Source organism: Tunturiibacter empetritectus (assembly GCF_013410875.1).
In the GTDB taxonomy this organism is placed as follows: Bacteria; Acidobacteriota; Terriglobia; order Terriglobales; family Acidobacteriaceae; genus Edaphobacter; species Edaphobacter empetritectus.
The window spans coordinates 996,148-1,009,817 of sequence record NZ_JACCCU010000002.1; the positions used below are offsets into that span (position 1 = coordinate 996,148).

Annotated in this window: 15 protein-coding genes; 8 read left to right on the forward strand and 7 right to left on the reverse strand. The window is 58.9% G+C overall.

What is annotated here, in order from left to right; genetic code table 11:
- The first annotated feature begins 53 nt into the window (after positions 1 to 53).
- Both HDF08_RS16330 and HDF08_RS16335 read left to right on the forward strand, forming a co-directional pair.
- On the forward strand, positions 54 to 533 hold the full coding sequence (locus tag HDF08_RS16330) for a peroxiredoxin (RefSeq protein ID WP_179639655.1): 480 nt from the start codon (positions 54 to 56) through the stop codon (positions 531 to 533).
- A gap of 60 nt (positions 534 to 593) precedes the next feature.
- A complete protein-coding gene (locus HDF08_RS16335; RefSeq protein WP_179639656.1) occupies positions 594 to 881 on the forward strand; it encodes a hypothetical protein in 288 nt (95 codons plus the stop codon).
- A gap of 112 nt (positions 882 to 993) precedes the next feature.
- Here HDF08_RS16335 and HDF08_RS16340 read toward each other — a convergent pair whose 3' ends face one another.
- Positions 994 to 1,830, reverse strand: a complete 837-nt coding sequence (locus HDF08_RS16340; RefSeq protein ID WP_179639657.1) for a hypothetical protein — start codon at positions 1,828 to 1,830, stop codon at positions 994 to 996.
- A 349-nt stretch (positions 1,831 to 2,179) separates the two neighbouring features.
- Between HDF08_RS16340 and HDF08_RS16345 the strand changes: the two genes are divergently transcribed.
- Both HDF08_RS16345 and HDF08_RS16350 read left to right on the forward strand, forming a co-directional pair.
- Complete coding sequence (locus HDF08_RS16345; protein WP_179639658.1) at positions 2,180 to 2,911, forward strand: polysaccharide deacetylase family protein; 732 nt, start codon at positions 2,180 to 2,182, stop codon at positions 2,909 to 2,911.
- 209 nt (positions 2,912 to 3,120) lie between these two features.
- Complete coding sequence (locus HDF08_RS16350) at positions 3,121 to 4,425, forward strand: MFS transporter (RefSeq protein WP_179639659.1); 1,305 nt, start codon at positions 3,121 to 3,123, stop codon at positions 4,423 to 4,425.
- A 163-nt stretch (positions 4,426 to 4,588) separates the two neighbouring features.
- Here the strand turns inward: HDF08_RS16350 and HDF08_RS16355 are convergent, their stop codons facing one another.
- Positions 4,589 to 5,479, reverse strand: coding sequence for an SDR family oxidoreductase (locus HDF08_RS16355; RefSeq protein WP_179639660.1), 891 nt, complete (start codon positions 5,477 to 5,479; stop codon positions 4,589 to 4,591).
- Positions 5,480 to 5,572: 93 nt separating this feature from the next.
- Between HDF08_RS16355 and HDF08_RS16360 the strand changes: the two genes are divergently transcribed.
- A complete protein-coding gene (locus HDF08_RS16360) occupies positions 5,573 to 6,652 on the forward strand; it encodes an AraC family transcriptional regulator (protein ID WP_257031185.1) in 1,080 nt (359 codons plus the stop codon).
- A gap of 208 nt (positions 6,653 to 6,860) precedes the next feature.
- On the opposite strand, the gene HDF08_RS16365 is transcribed toward HDF08_RS16360, so the two are convergent.
- Positions 6,861 to 7,730, reverse strand: coding sequence for an NmrA family NAD(P)-binding protein (locus tag HDF08_RS16365; RefSeq protein WP_179639661.1), 870 nt, complete (start codon positions 7,728 to 7,730; stop codon positions 6,861 to 6,863).
- Between the two features lie 91 nt (positions 7,731 to 7,821).
- On the opposite strand from HDF08_RS16365, the gene HDF08_RS21805 reads away from it, so the two are divergent.
- Positions 7,822 to 8,478: a TetR/AcrR family transcriptional regulator gene (locus HDF08_RS21805; protein WP_179639662.1), complete on the forward strand. Its 657-nt coding sequence runs from the start codon at positions 7,822 to 7,824 to the stop codon at positions 8,476 to 8,478.
- 124 nt (positions 8,479 to 8,602) lie between these two features.
- Here HDF08_RS21805 and HDF08_RS16375 read toward each other — a convergent pair whose 3' ends face one another.
- Complete coding sequence (locus HDF08_RS16375; protein ID WP_179639663.1) at positions 8,603 to 9,490, reverse strand: SDR family oxidoreductase; 888 nt, start codon at positions 9,488 to 9,490, stop codon at positions 8,603 to 8,605.
- A gap of 150 nt (positions 9,491 to 9,640) precedes the next feature.
- On the opposite strand from HDF08_RS16375, the gene HDF08_RS16380 reads away from it, so the two are divergent.
- The gene (locus HDF08_RS16380; protein ID WP_179639664.1) at positions 9,641 to 10,279 is read left to right on the forward strand and encodes a TetR/AcrR family transcriptional regulator; all 639 of its coding nucleotides are present in this window, start codon (positions 9,641 to 9,643) and stop codon (positions 10,277 to 10,279) included.
- Here HDF08_RS16380 and HDF08_RS16385 read toward each other — a convergent pair.
- The gene (locus tag HDF08_RS16385) at positions 10,272 to 11,645 is read right to left on the reverse strand and encodes a tetratricopeptide repeat protein (protein ID WP_179639665.1); all 1,374 of its coding nucleotides are present in this window, start codon (positions 11,643 to 11,645) and stop codon (positions 10,272 to 10,274) included. The two genes, HDF08_RS16380 and HDF08_RS16385, sit on opposite strands and share 8 nt — an antisense overlap.
- A gap of 194 nt (positions 11,646 to 11,839) precedes the next feature.
- On the opposite strand from HDF08_RS16385, the gene HDF08_RS16390 reads away from it, so the two are divergent.
- Entirely contained in the window at positions 11,840 to 12,061 is a 222-nt protein-coding gene (locus HDF08_RS16390; RefSeq protein WP_179639666.1) for a hypothetical protein, read from the forward strand.
- A gap of 27 nt (positions 12,062 to 12,088) precedes the next feature.
- Here HDF08_RS16390 and arsB read toward each other — a convergent pair whose 3' ends face one another.
- The gene (gene arsB / locus HDF08_RS16395) at positions 12,089 to 13,192 is read right to left on the reverse strand and encodes an ACR3 family arsenite efflux transporter (protein ID WP_179639667.1); all 1,104 of its coding nucleotides are present in this window, start codon (positions 13,190 to 13,192) and stop codon (positions 12,089 to 12,091) included.
- Positions 13,192 to 13,602, reverse strand: a complete 411-nt coding sequence (locus HDF08_RS16400; RefSeq protein WP_179639668.1) for an ArsR/SmtB family transcription factor — start codon at positions 13,600 to 13,602, stop codon at positions 13,192 to 13,194. Before HDF08_RS16400 ends, arsB begins: the two co-directional genes overlap by 1 nt.
- Positions 13,603 to 13,670 lie beyond the last annotated feature (68 nt).

The following is a 13,670-nucleotide window of genomic DNA, read 5'->3' on the forward strand; positions in this document are numbered from 1 at the left end:
CCGGCGGAAACTGCGCAAGCGATAAACTTCATCTCAGACAACAAGAGGCCAGCATGCAAATCAACGACGTCGTAGAAAACTTCACCCTCCAAAACCAAGACGGCAAAGAAGTCTCCCTCACCGACTTCAAGGGCAAGCCTGTGGTCCTCTTCTTCTACCCCCGCGCCGACACCCCAGGCTGCACCATCGAGTCCTGTGGCTTCCGCGACGCCTTCGAGAAGTTCCAGAAGCAAGGCATCGTCGTCCTCGGCATCTCCCGCGACACCGTTAAAGACCAGAAGAAGTTCAAAGACAAGTACGACCTCCCCTACGATCTCCTCGCCGACCCCGACATGGAGCTCATCAATCGTTACAACCTCGTCAAGCCCAAGAACATGTACGGCAAGCTCGTCAAAGGTGTCAAACGCACTACCTACCTCATCGGTCCAGACATAGGAAAAGGCCAGCGCCTCCTCCACATCTTCGAAGAGGTCAAACCCGAAGGCCACGCCGAAGAGGTCCTCGCGCTCCTCAAAGCTCACGCAAAGAAATAACCTCCAAAACACTGGGCCTGCCGACTCCGATCCGGCATCGAAGGAGAAGGTACTCTACAGATGATGAACACCTACCCAGTCAGATTCAAGCTTCATCCAGACCCAGAACACGCCGGCGGATACATCCTTCAATACCAGCCTGTGATCGACATCACACAGGAAGAAAATCTCTTGAAAGTTGCCTTTCCAGACGCAGTAAAACTTCGTGGAGCCTTCCTCAAAGCCGGCCTCTACCTCCACTCCTTCGGCCACGAGGACTCAGGCAGAGACGTCATGCCGGACGCTGAGCAGAACTACGAAGTCACCGATCAAATGATGCGGGACATAGGCTTCGACATACCCGCCTGATCCCGCGCAGCCGCTCCAGCGCAAGCCGCCGTAAGACGAAAAGCGAAAAAAAAAGAGCCCCACGCCAGCCAGCGCAGGGCTCTTCCTTTAGCAACCGTGACTCTCCCGGCACCTACGGCTTCGGCGTCCAGAAATCCGGCTCAGCCTGCACCAACTGCTCTGGCGGGTAGCTCATCGTCGGTGCGATCCGAAACAGATTCGACTGTCTCGACTCGACGCACGAAGCCTCCAACGCCTCCAGCCTCTTCAATCCCTCTGGCCCCAGCGCCTCGATGAACTTAGGGTCCTTCGCGAAGTTCGAGTCGATCTCCTCCCCGGACCTCAGCGTCGTAATCACCAGGAACGTGCTCCCCCCGCCATAAACCATCTCGTAGGTTCCCCAGTGAGCATCCGGAACGCCCTTTTTGTACGCGCCGATCACCAGCTTCACCAACTCTGTCCACTCGCCCATGTGGCCCGGCCGAACCACAAACTGCGTCAACTCCTCATAGCGAGCTCCCACCCGATATCCCTGGTTCAGACTCATATCGTCCCTTCGTATCCACATGCTGGAGTTCGTCTCCGCAAGCAGATCCCCATCCGCCTCATTCGCCCGATCAAGCTCCGCAGAAAGAGACGCGTTGCCATTCACCTTCTTGCGCTCAGCTTCAATCTCCGCAAAGCTCGGATAGGTACTGAGAAACAGAACTCTCGGCCGGCCTGAAAGAGACGTAAGGGCGTAATAGTGGTCCGTCACCTTCGCATCCGCCATCGCCTTGGAAAACGCAGCCTCGCTCTTCTCATGGGCTGCACCCTCCTTGCCCGGCTTGGTGTACTCCCGCTGAATCGTTAATATCTTCTGACTCGCAATCGTCTTTTCCTGCGCAGAGGCCGTAACAGCAACGCTGCCTGCGAGACCAAAAAACAACAGGGGCAGCACGGTGCATCGAAAACTCATTGGCAGCTTCATACAGTCTTTCTCCTTGATTTCAAACGTGAGAGAAGCTAAGGCGGAGCGCAGACGACGAACTCCTCTGGTGTCTTCGCGAGAGGTATATCGGCTGCAATGCGGACAGGCACGCCGCGAATAAAAATCCTCAGCCTGACTGCCCGGGAACGAGTCTTTCCCCGGAGCCTGGAAGCAAGTGTCAATTTTGGTGCGGCCAATAGTAGGAACTTGAATGCAGGAAAGCAATCGATCTTCCGTTACCTGCTTTCCGTTACCTGCCAGATCTCAGACGCCCACACCGCAACTCAGCCGCGCTCCCCCTTCAACCCCATCGACTCAGGGTCGATTCCCTATAATGCAGATACGGGGCATGACACAAACTCAAACAGCCACCACCGCCCTTCTCACCGCGGCCGCTACCGCCGCAGCCACCCTCACTTACGCCGCGCTCTCCGCCCAGTCTCAACTCTTCGGCAAAATCCTCATCGCCGGCGATAATCCCAACCAGATCGCCCTCACCTACGACGACGGCCCCAACGACATCGTCACCGAGCGCCTACTCGAAACCCTCGCCCGCCATCAAACCCGCGCCACCTTCTTCCTCATCGGCCGTTATGTCCAGCAGCGCCCCGCCATCGCCCGCGCCATCGCCGCCGCAGGTCATCTCATCGGCAACCACACCATGACCCATCCCTGGCTGGCATGGCAGTCGCCCGCCCGCATCCGCGAAGAGCTAACCCGCTGCAACGCCGCCATTGAAGACGCGCTCGGCATCCCCGTCCGTTACTTCCGCGCCCCCCACGGAGCCCGCCGCCCTGCAGTCCTACGCATGGCCCACGAGCTAGGCCTTACCCCCGTCCAGTGGAACATCCTTCCCGGCGATTGGAAGCCCCTCTCCCCACGCGAGATCGCAGACCGTACCCTCCGTGGAATTCTCCGCAACCAACGCCAAAACCGTTCATCCAATATTGTGCTGCACGACGGCGGACAGGCTGGTCTAGGCCAACCGCGTCTGCCCAGCGTCGAAGCTACCGCCCTGATTCTTCACCACTACCAAAATCAACCCAAGATAGCGTTCGTGACAGTAGATTCCTGGACATAGAGCAACGCCGAAGTTGAGGTAGAGTCGTCTTGGCCTTTTGTTTGTCATTCCCGAAGGGAATCTGCGTTTTGCAGTCTCTACACCATCACGCAAATTGCCATAGTCCCAGAAAGATTTCCCAAGTAGATCTCCAGACAGACGCCATGCAAAACTCTGGAGTCTAATCCCACCCGACCCCGTACCATGGCAACACCCCGAGAGGAACTCCGATGAGCACAACCGCCAATCCGGCCGCGGCCCAGCAGAATCCCGTCATCGATCCCGAACTCCCAGCACCCCTATCCATGAGAGATGTCCTGCGCATCTCCATGATGCGCCGCCTCTGGTACGCCCAGGTCATCTCCGTCTTCGGCGACTTCCTCGCCCTCTTCGCCGTCATCAACGTCCTCACCTTTAAGCTCCACGCCACCGCTCAGCAGGTTACGGGCGTGCAAATCGCCTATATGCTGCCCATTGCGGTCCTCGGCATCCTTGCCGGAGTCTTCGTCGACCGCTGGCCCCTCAAACCCACCATGGTCTCAAGCGACTCCATCCGCGCAGGCCTCTGTCTCCTGCTCCTCTTCGCCACGCAGATCTGGCACTACTACGCCATCCTCGCCGCCATCAGCGTCATCTCCAGCTTCTTCGGCCCCGCACAAGGGGTCGCCATCCGCTCCGCAGTCCCGCTGCACGGTCTCCGCTCCGCGAACGCGCTCATGCAGCAGGTCATGTTCGGTATGCGTATCGTAGGCCCCGCCATCGCAGGCCTCATGGTCTCCTACATGGGAGCCGTCAGCTGCTACGCCTTCGACTCCGCCAGCTTCATTGGCTCCGCATTACTCATCGCCTCCGTCTCCTTCCTCGCACCCGGACCGAAGGCAGCCGCACCAACACCCCATGCCGCGGACGCATCCGCCATCGGCAAAGTGTGGCTCGACATGAAGCAGGGCTTCAACTTCATCCTGCACCACGCCGCTCTATTGTTCGTCATCCTCGCCATGGCAGCGGGTATGTTTGTTCTCGGCTGCTTTGGCCCGTTAATCGCCATCTACGTGCGCGACTCCCTCCACGCCTCGACCAAATCCTTCGCCATCGCCTCAGCGATGATCGGCCTCGGGATGCTCCTCGGCATCAACGGACTCAACACCTTCGGCAAGAAGCTGAAGGACGCGCTCCTCGTCTACTCCGGCCTCTGCGGCATCGCGGTCGGCCTCGTCATACTCACGCTACTGCCCCACCTCTGGTCGACCATCCTCGGCAACCTCATCATCGGCTTCTCGGTAGCGGGCATCATCGTACCCTCCCAAACCCTCTTCCAAAAAGCGACACCCCCAGAGCTGATGGGTCGCGTAGGTTCCACCTTCATGTCCATCATCTTCACCGCTCAGATCTCAGGCCTCGTCCTCTCCGGCATCCTCACCCACTACATCGGCGTGCGCCGGGTATTCGCCCTATGCGCCGCCATGCTGGTAGTCCTGATGGCAGTAGGCAAACTCTGGATGGAGCCAAAACCCGCAGTTACACAGCCTGCCTGAACTCCACTCAAACAGTCTGACGCTCACTCAGCTAAGCCGACATATTACTGATCAGTCGTGCAGATGCTCCTGCCATAGGCAAGTTGTGGTCGAATTTTAATGAGATCTATCAACGCAAAGCGCACCGGCAATCTGCAGTAGCTACCGGTGCGCCGTCGATGACTCAGGCCTGCGTGTAGTCCATGCCGTCCAGGTCGGCGATCAGGCCCGGCCCCGTTGGCTTCCAGTTCAGCTTCTGTTGCGTGATAGCGCTGGAGGATGGCATGTTGAGCCCGGCGAAGGGAGCCAGCCAGCCGAAGTGCGCCGCAGTCTCCTCGGGCGTAATGCTGACCACCGGTACCTTCAGCCCGCGGCCCAGCGCTTCGGCGATGGTCTTCATCGAAACGCCCTCTTCGTCGACCGCGTGATAGATCGCGCCCCGCTCCGCCCTCTCAAACGCCAGGCGGTAGAGCCGCGCCGTGTCCGAGACGTGTGCCGCCGGCCAGCTATTGCTGCCATCGCCGATGTAGGCCGACACACGCTTCTCTCGCGCCACGGCCGTGACGTAGGGCACCAGCCCTTGCTTGCGCGTGTCATGAATCTGCGCGAGCCGAACAATGGAGGTCTTCACGCCGCGCTCAGTAAACTCCTTCACCGCCGTCTCCAACCCCACGCGAGGGTTCCAGGACGCTACCGGGCTGTCTTCGGTCGAGGGCTTGCCGTTCAAATTGGCTGCCATCGCAGTACCCGAGGTGACCACGAACGGCCGGTCAGAACCCACCAGTACCTCTCCCAGCGCCGCGATTGCCTTGCGTTCGTCAGCCGCGTTCTTCTCAAACTGCGAGAAGTCATGGTTGAAGGCCAGATGGATCACGCCCTCCGAATCGGCTGATCCCTTGCGCAGGCTGTCGAGGTCCTCGAGGTTGCCATGAAGCACCTCAGCGCCTGCCGCCCGCAGCTTCTCGGCGCCTTCCTCCGAACGCGTCAGGCCCAGCACCTGATGCCCTGCCGCTAACAAGTCCGGAACAAGCGCCGAACCAATGAACCCCGTTGCTCCGGTCACAAAGATACGCATGATGATGTCTCCTTAAAGTTTTGATGCGGCCAATCTGCGCCGTCTACTACTAGATGGGTCCTGGTGTTGGGACGATCTATACTGAGAGTCCGTATGATCGGTTCAATCGTCCTGCCAAGCCAGAACCTCGAAACCCCGAACTTTGAGGCTCTGAGATCCGAGACGCCGCTCCTGCAACCGGCTGCCGAATCGAGTCAGCGTATGGATCCGCTCTCCGAGGTTCTTGCCCTGCTGAAGCCGCAGAGCTTGTACTCCGGCGGCTTCGTGGTTCCTGACGATATGGCGATTCACTTCCCGAAGCATCAAGGCGTCAAGTGCTACGCGATGCTTGCCGGCCAGTGTTGGCTGCTGGTCGAGGAGGTCCCGGAGCCCGTCCTGCTAAAGGCCGGGGACTGTTTTCTTCTGCCGCGCGGGTTGTCGTTCCAGCTCACCGCGGATCTCTCGCTCGAACCGGTCCACTACACCCTCGCGTTGGCGCGCCTCAGCAAGGCCAAGGACCTCCCGGAGATCCCCGAAGAGGCGCAATACATGGCCGGCGGCTTCTTCCGGTTCACCGGCAGCCACGCCGAGATGCTCCTGCACTCTCTACCGCCCATCGTCCACATACGCCGCGAGTCGGACAAGGCCGCCATGCGCTGGTCCCTCGAGCGCTTGCGCGAAGAACTGCGCGACCCACAACCCGGCGGTTCGCTGATTGCGCAGCAACTCGCCTACATGATGCTCATTCAAGCCCTGCGCCTGCACTTAGCTGACGCCGCCAGCGCTGGGCCCGGCTGGCTCTCTGCGCTGTCCGACAAGCATATGAGTATCGCCATCACCAGCATGCACAACGACCCGGGATATCCCTGGACCCTCCAGTTGCTGGCCGAACGTGTCGGTATGTCGCGCTCAGTCTTCTCTCTGCGCTTCCGCCAGACCGTTGGTGCCACGCCGATGGAGTACCTCCTCCGCTGGCGCATGTTCTTGGCTGCCGACCGCCTGAAGAACTCCAGTGACGGGCTCTCCACTATCGCGCAGTCCCTTGGCTACGAGTCCGAGAGTGCCTTCGGCAAGGCCTTCCGCCGCATGATGGGCTACTCTCCAAGGCAATACTCCCGGTCTTCGGTGCCGTGCGCAATAACACCAACGAACTCCGCTGAAGATCACGAGCAAGAGCTAGTTGTCACTGGATAAGACGTTGTACGCGTTGCGAGGACTATCTGTCTTCTGTCTTCATAAGACATGACTCTCGTCCGCATATTGAGTGACGAGAAGAAGAATATCTTGCAAAGGGCTACTCCGGCGTTCTCGCGGAAGTAACGAGAAGCGCGCATCTCGGAAGCTAACGCCGCTTCCGAGATGCCGAATTTATTGCATCGAAGAGCTCCTGCGCCTGTTCTCTTTACTTGACCTGTTCCTGTGCGAACGCCTCGATCGTCGTCGGCCCGTGGAATTTCTCTGTTCCTGAATTGCCGAAGTGGATCCAGCCCGAGTTGAAGCTCTTCACCATCTCCATGTAGAGCCCGGTCCGATCAGCCGGCGTACCCATCGCTTCCAAAACGTTCTGCCACGCAGCCTCAGGTAATTGCACGGCCTTCACCCCACAGCCCAGCGCCTTGCCGAACGCGGCCGCCGCTTCATGCAAATCGGTTCCACCCTCAGGCCCGTCTACCTCGAGCACACGCTCGCCCGTCCAGGTCTCCTGCAACACCTTGGCGCCAGCCATGCCGATGTCTCGCGTGGCGACCAGCGGAAATTTGCGATCGAGTGGCGCATAGAAGAACGGCATCTCACCCGTCGCCCGGATGTGGTCCAACGCTCCCAGCCAGTTCTCCATGAAACTACCCCCGCGCAGATACGCCACAGGAATCGGCAGCGTGCGCATAGCCTCTTCCATCAGGTGGGTCGAGGTAATCAGTCCTAGCCCGCTCGCCTGCTCCGAACCGATAGACGAAAGAAACACAGCCTTGCCAGGATTCGCCTGCTCAAGCGCCTCACGGATCGCCTCAATCGTACGCTTCTGGTCCGGCAGCCCGGGAGCAGGCGCAAAGTCTGGTGGAATCATCGCGAATACACCCTCTGCCCCCGAGAACGCCCGTGCGAGCCTCGCCGCGTCGTCATACGCGGATTGCACCAGCTCCACACCGCGATCAGCCCAGGCTTTCGCCTTCCCCAAATCGCGCACCACGCCCCGCACCGTTTTACCCGCAGCAAGAAGATTCTCCGCCACTGCGCCGCCAACTTTGCCCGTAATTCCCATCACTGTGAACATATCGTTCACCTCCTATGCAAGTAGATACTTATATTCAAAGAAAGGATGCAAGTTTTTACTTATATGATTCCTTTTCTGCGAGAATCCTCCTGTGACCGTCTTCGATCCAAACCGCAAGCGCAACGCTCGGGGCGAGGAGCGCCAGCAGGCTCTCCTCCGCGCCGCTGCCGCAGTCTTCGGTCGTCTTGGTTACCACCAGACCACCACAAACGCGATCGCCACGGAGGCGGGCGTATCTCCGGCTACTCTTTACCAGTTTTTCCCCAATAAGGAAGCCATCGCCAGCGAACTCGCCTCGAGGTACGCGCGCGAAATGGCCGAGGCAGAACGCGCAATCGACTCCGAAGGCGTGTTGAGCTTCACAGAAGCCGTCGGCGAACTGATCAATGTCTGCATGAGCTTCAACCGGAAGCGTCCCGAGTTTCACACCCTCGTGGTCGACGCACCGCTCTCACCTTCCGCCCGCGAAGACAAACAGGTTCTTGGGCAGGTCTTCGTCGACTTCATCGAGGCCCGCCTCCGCCGCGAGCTACCCACTCTCTCTCGCTCCGAAGCGGCCCACCATGGGCAGGTAGCCCTTATGATCTTCCGCGGAATCCTCGACGAGCTGACCGTCGCCTCGCCTCATGCCCGCCCGCGCCTGCAGCAGGCGATGCGCAATGCCATTCTCCGCTATCTGACCCCTGTACTGGCTGAATCGAAGGCGGGCCGCGCAGTTAGAAGCGCACAGTTAGAAGCGCACAGTTAGAAACGCAGATAACGAGAAGCCGGCCTTCCAGAACGAATCCGTTGCGGAGGAAGCACCCCGGAGAACTCCGGGGCCTTTCCATTTAAATCACCACGGTCGTCCAAACCTGCCCACTGCAGCTTCATCAGAAGTACTTCATATTTGTCAGATCCTCGATCATCCCCGGCCCGGTCGGCTCCCACCCCAGCGTCTTGCGCGTCCACTCGCTCGAACCCGGCATATCCTGCGACGCAGCGTGTCCGAAGAACATCCCGAAGTGCTCGACGGCCTTTTCCGCCGGGATCGAAACCACCGGCACCTTCAGCCCCTTACCGACCGTCTCCGCGATATCCCGCAGCGGCACGCCCTCTTCCTGCACCGCGTGGTACGTCGTCACGCCCGGTCCACTACTCTCGACCGCCAGCCGATACAGATGCGCCACATCCTTCAGTGGAGCGGCCGCCCACCGGTTCGTCCCATCGCCCACATACGCCGAAATACCCTTCTCGCGCGCGATCTGAATCAACCTCGTCACCAACCCCTGCTTGCGCGTGTCATGCACCTGCGGCAGACGCACAATCGCCAAATGCACACCCTTTGCCGCCACCGCCTGCGCCGCCTGTTCCGGCCTGCGCGGCATCGCAGACGAATCTGTTGCAGGATCAGACTCTTTCCGCACCTGGCCTGGCGCGCCGGGTCCAACCCCGGAGGTCACCACCAGCAGTTTGCCCGATTCGAGCACCGATCCCAGCGCCTCAATCGCCTGAATCTCGTCCTTCGCATTCTGCGCAAACTTCGAAAAGTCGTCGTGGTTGAACGCCAGGTTCACCACGGCATCCATCCCCGTCGCTCCACTGCGCAGGCTGTCGAGATCCTGCAGATTGCCGCGATGGACCTCCGCACCCACAACCTTCAACTGCTCTACGCCCGCATCACTGCGGGTAAGCCCACGCACCTGGTGCCCTGATCCGATTAACTCCTTCACCAGCTCCGTCCCAATGAATCCCGTCGCTCCCGTTACGAATACGCGCATCGCTCCTCCTATTGTTGGTGGCGCAGCCCTTCGGAGGCCGCGTTAAAGTTGACATCCGAGCCTGTGCCTTATAAAACGGGGGCAGTCCCCGTATAGATAAGATAAACGGGGATAGTCCCCGGTTGCAAAAAAAGTTTCGCCACATCTCCGATGTCGATAAAGAAGATCTCACCACTCCCGCCCTCCCGCAAACCTCGCGCCGACGCGAAGCGCAACCGCGAGCGCATCCTAGAGGTAGCCAGGGAAGCCTTCACCCGCGATGGAGCAGCTGCAAGCCTCGACGACATCGCACGCCGCTCCGGCATCGGCAACGCCACCCTCTATCGCCACTTCCCCACTCGCGACGACCTCATCGAAGCCGTCTACCGCAGCGAAGTCGAAAAGCTTGCGGCAGCCGAACAGCGCTTCGCTGCCACTATGCCGCCGCTTGAAGCGCTGCGCGCCTGGATGCTCCTCTTCATCGACCACATCCTAGGCAAGAAACTCATCCTTCCCGCGATGGACACCGTCGCTGGCGGCTCCAGGCGTCTGTTCGAAGACTCCCGCTCGCTCATTCACACTGCCTTCGTAACCTCCGTCGAGCGCGCCATCGCCAGCGGTGATCTCCGCTCTGACACCGACCCCAACGACTTCGTCCGTGCCCTCGTCGGCGTCTTCCACACCACTGCTATGCCCGGCTGGGAGCCCAGCGCCCGTCGTCTCGTCGACATCCTTATTGTCGGCTCGCGCCCAACGAAACCCCGCACTCACAGAATCACAAAATTAGCTTCGGTCAGGGAGATCAGTTGAATTTGCAATTTTCTTCGATGGCGTTCGAATCTTTATAGCGCTGCACGCAACTTAGATAATCGCGCCCCTGATTTGCCGCTCTCTTTATGGAATTAACGCATTCGGCGTGCTTCGATTCGGCCTGTTCGCGTTGCTGGTAGCTTAACTTGTAGTAGTCTGCCGGGCTGCCGGCGGAACAGCGCTTTTCGGGGTCAACGTCCCGGCTGGGATTGTCAGCATCCTCTCTTTTGAAAGCCGCCGCCTCCGCATCGACTCTCGATGTCCCGCTACCCATGAGGCTGATGACGGATTCCTCATGGTCGACAGTGGCAGCGAGATCGTCACCTCGGAAGAAAAAGAAAGTGGTAGCATTCTCCTGAGTCTTCCTCTTATGCAACTCCGCCCGGTTGCCGTAGTAGTTAGCCAGCAACAGATTCGGCGGACCCCACTTACCTTCTCTGTAGTATTGCGAGAGAGAAAGCATCGCATTCACGTTTTCCTGCTCAGCGCTCCGCATCAAGTACGCCTGCGCTTTCTGGTAATCAGGCGCCCCGCCCCAACCGACGTAGTCGTAATAGCCCGCTACATCCTCAGCTTCGCCGTCGCCCTTGTTCGCAGCAGCCGTGTAGCAGGATAAGGAAGCGGCCTTATCGCCAATCATGTTTGCGAGCGTACCTGTGTTCTTTTCTGTTTCGACATTCATGGCAGGGTCGCAGCGAGTCGGGGCCACCGTCGCGTTCCACTTACCCTCCATGGCATTATTCGACTGTCCTGGCCAGATGACCTTGAACGTTCCACTGATCCGGTTTCCAATTCGCTTCCCTGTATAAATTCCAGTGGCACCGGAGAAGGTTCCTTTCATATCGTAACGCCGCATGACGACAGTGCCTCCGGGAAGCGTATCGACGAAGGTTGTAATCACCGCGGAGTAGTCCGTAGTGAGTTGCATCGAGCCGATCTTTCCCCCAATGACCATAAGGGAGTTGACTGGCGGTTTAGCAGCGGAGCATTCCTCTCCGAAAGCCTGGCACATGCTCCATGCCTGAGCATGGGCGATCGAGTTGTCATAGAGCTTGCCGGCATCTCCAAATTCGGAGGGGGTTGGGAGAAATAATCCTCGCCATTTCATGTGCGAAGCCCCCGTCGAGTGGCTTGGCCAGGTCGCACTCACATCGCCATCGATCCAGTAGTTTGAGATCGTACCGGTGTAATCGACGACGATGCCTTTGACTGGACCGGCCCTGTCCTCGCGATGGACGGTGATAGAGGTGGCATCAAGGTACGTGATGGTGAGGTCTGCATTGCCGCCACTCGCCCACTGGCCCGTCCCCTTGCCGTCTCCCGTCTTGAAGAGCCAGTTGGAGCATCCGTCTGAGTCCTCACACATCGAGATTACTTCTGGATATGTCGAGGATGGCTGGTGCACCTGAGAGCTGCACAGCACTGACAGAGCAGCGGGCAGTATGAGCACACACACAATTCGAAACACAACTCTCACGAAGGCGCTCCTGAAAAGAGGCTGATCGAGGTTAATTCATGGGAAGTTTATCACTGCTGCTGCGCGCTAAATAGTCGTCATAAATGCGCTTCTCTTCAGCAACTGGCGAAAGCCGACTTCTCGTTACCAGGTGCCGGAAGTTTTTATGGTTATGTGGTTACCTCAAACGCATCCTCGCCTTTATCGGCATCACCGAAGTCGAGGTCATCCTTGCTGGCGGCACGGCTGCGGTCGCCTTCGGTTCAACTACCGTCGAAGAACACGCCGCGCAGTTTCGTCCTGCCGTCCTCGCAGCCACCCGATAAGCACAAGCCGGATTACCGGCATTACCGTTAATGAGCTGCGACAGAATTGCTAAAGAGCCTGCGGCGTAGCCAAAATGCTACATTCACCAAGCCGATGAGTGCCGGAACCTCGATCAACGGACCCACGACACCTACAAACGCCTCCCTAGAGTTCAACCCGAATACCGCGACCGCCACCGCAATCGCAAGTTCAAAGTTGTTTCCAGCAGCCGTGAATGACAGCGTGGCGGACTGTGCGTAGTCGGCTCCCAGCCGTTTCCCCATCCAGAAGCTGACTAGAAACATAAGGAGGAAGTACACCACCAGCGGGACCGCAATCTTCACCACGTCTAACGGAAGCCGGACGATCAAGTCGCCCTTCAGGGAGAACATCACAAGGATGGTAAAGAGCAACGCGAGTAGCGTCAGCGGGCTTATACGGGGAACGAACCGCGTCCGGTACCACTCCTCACCTTTGGCCCGGATCAGCGCATAGCGAGTCAGGAAGCCAGCCGCGAACGGCACCCCCAGATAAAGGCCCACGCTCTTGGCAATCTGGCCGATGCCAATCTGTACGACGCTTCCTTGCAGGCCGAACCACCGGGGAAGGATGGTTAGGAATGCCCATGCATAGACGCTGTAGAAGAGCACCTGAAAGACGCTGTTGATTGCGACCAATCCGGCGACGTAATCCGTATCACCCTCGGCAAGCTCATTCCAGACCAGCACCATCGCGATGCAACGCGCAATGCCAATCAAGATCAGGCCGCGCATGTAGGCCGGTTCGTCCCGTAGAAAGATCACGGCGAGCACGAACATCAACATCGGACCGATAAGCCAGTTCTGAACCAGCGACAGTCCCAACAGCCGCTTATTGCGGAACACCTCACCCAACTTCTCATAACGCACTTTGGCCAGCGGCGGAAACATCATCACGATCAGGCCAATGGCGATAGGGATGTTTGTCGCGCCGGTCTGAAAATGGTTGACGAAGTCAGCCGAACCGGGAACGAAATGCCCAATGCTCACGCCTAACACCATCGCAAGGAATATCCAGAGCGTCAGAAGTCGATCTAGGAAAGAAAGCTTTTTCCGTTGGGCGGCCGGAGCACAGACGCGGCCCCGGGTCGTCGGTGTGGGTGTCGTAGCCATTAGCAAACCTCACAGCTCTGCTCAGCCACAGCCGTAGGCAATGGAGCGCCATCAAGCGCGTACCTCGCAGGGGAGCAGCAAGCCTTCGTCAGACGCGCCCGGTCTGCCTGCATCGCCTTGTCTTCCTTCAGGGAGTCGAGCGTCTGCAGGAGCACCTGCGATGCCCCGACGTGCGGCGGCATAACGATGCGGTAGTGCATCCATTTGCCCTCGCGCCGGGCTGAGACGATGCCGGCGTTTCGCAGATACGCGAGATGCCGGGAGATCTTCGGCTGCGGTGCCCCCAGAATCTCCACAAAGTAGCAGACACAGATCTCTTGTTCTCCCATAAGGTTCAGCAGCCGGAGGCGGGTTGTGTCACCAAGTGCCTGAAAGAACTGAGGCAGGTCGAACTGTCTGGCGCGGGTCATGCATTTATATATACGCCTTGACAAATTCGTTAGCAATATATATATTCACCTAGACGAATATGTGGGAG

Excerpts from the sequence above, each read along its gene's own strand:
- HDF08_RS16330 (WP_179639655.1), top strand. The coding sequence starts at position 54 with ATGCAAATCAACGACGTCGTAGAAAACTTCACCCTCCAAAACCAAGAC.
- HDF08_RS16335 (WP_179639656.1), top strand. The coding sequence starts at position 594 with ATGATGAACACCTACCCAGTCAGATTCAAGCTTCATCCAGACCCAGAA.
- HDF08_RS16340 (WP_179639657.1), bottom strand. The coding sequence starts at position 1,830 with ATGAAGCTGCCAATGAGTTTTCGATGCACCGTGCTGCCCCTGTTGTTT.
- HDF08_RS16345 (WP_179639658.1), top strand. The coding sequence starts at position 2,180 with ATGACACAAACTCAAACAGCCACCACCGCCCTTCTCACCGCGGCCGCT.
- HDF08_RS16350 (WP_179639659.1), top strand. The coding sequence starts at position 3,121 with ATGAGCACAACCGCCAATCCGGCCGCGGCCCAGCAGAATCCCGTCATC.
- HDF08_RS16355 (WP_179639660.1), bottom strand. The coding sequence starts at position 5,479 with ATGCGTATCTTTGTGACCGGAGCAACGGGGTTCATTGGTTCGGCGCTT.
- HDF08_RS16360 (WP_257031185.1), top strand. The coding sequence starts at position 5,573 with ATGATCGGTTCAATCGTCCTGCCAAGCCAGAACCTCGAAACCCCGAAC.
- HDF08_RS16365 (WP_179639661.1), bottom strand. The coding sequence starts at position 7,730 with ATGTTCACAGTGATGGGAATTACGGGCAAAGTTGGCGGCGCAGTGGCG.
- HDF08_RS16375 (WP_179639663.1), bottom strand. The coding sequence starts at position 9,490 with ATGCGCGTATTCGTAACGGGAGCGACGGGATTCATTGGGACGGAGCTG.
- HDF08_RS16380 (WP_179639664.1), top strand. The coding sequence starts at position 9,641 with ATGTCGATAAAGAAGATCTCACCACTCCCGCCCTCCCGCAAACCTCGC.
- HDF08_RS16385 (WP_179639665.1), bottom strand. The coding sequence starts at position 11,645 with ATGTGTGAGGACTCAGACGGATGCTCCAACTGGCTCTTCAAGACGGGA.
- HDF08_RS16390 (WP_179639666.1), top strand. The coding sequence starts at position 11,840 with ATGCGCTTCTCTTCAGCAACTGGCGAAAGCCGACTTCTCGTTACCAGG.
- arsB (WP_179639667.1), bottom strand. The coding sequence starts at position 13,192 with ATGGCTACGACACCCACACCGACGACCCGGGGCCGCGTCTGTGCTCCG.
- HDF08_RS16400 (WP_179639668.1), bottom strand. The coding sequence starts at position 13,602 with ATGACCCGCGCCAGACAGTTCGACCTGCCTCAGTTCTTTCAGGCACTT.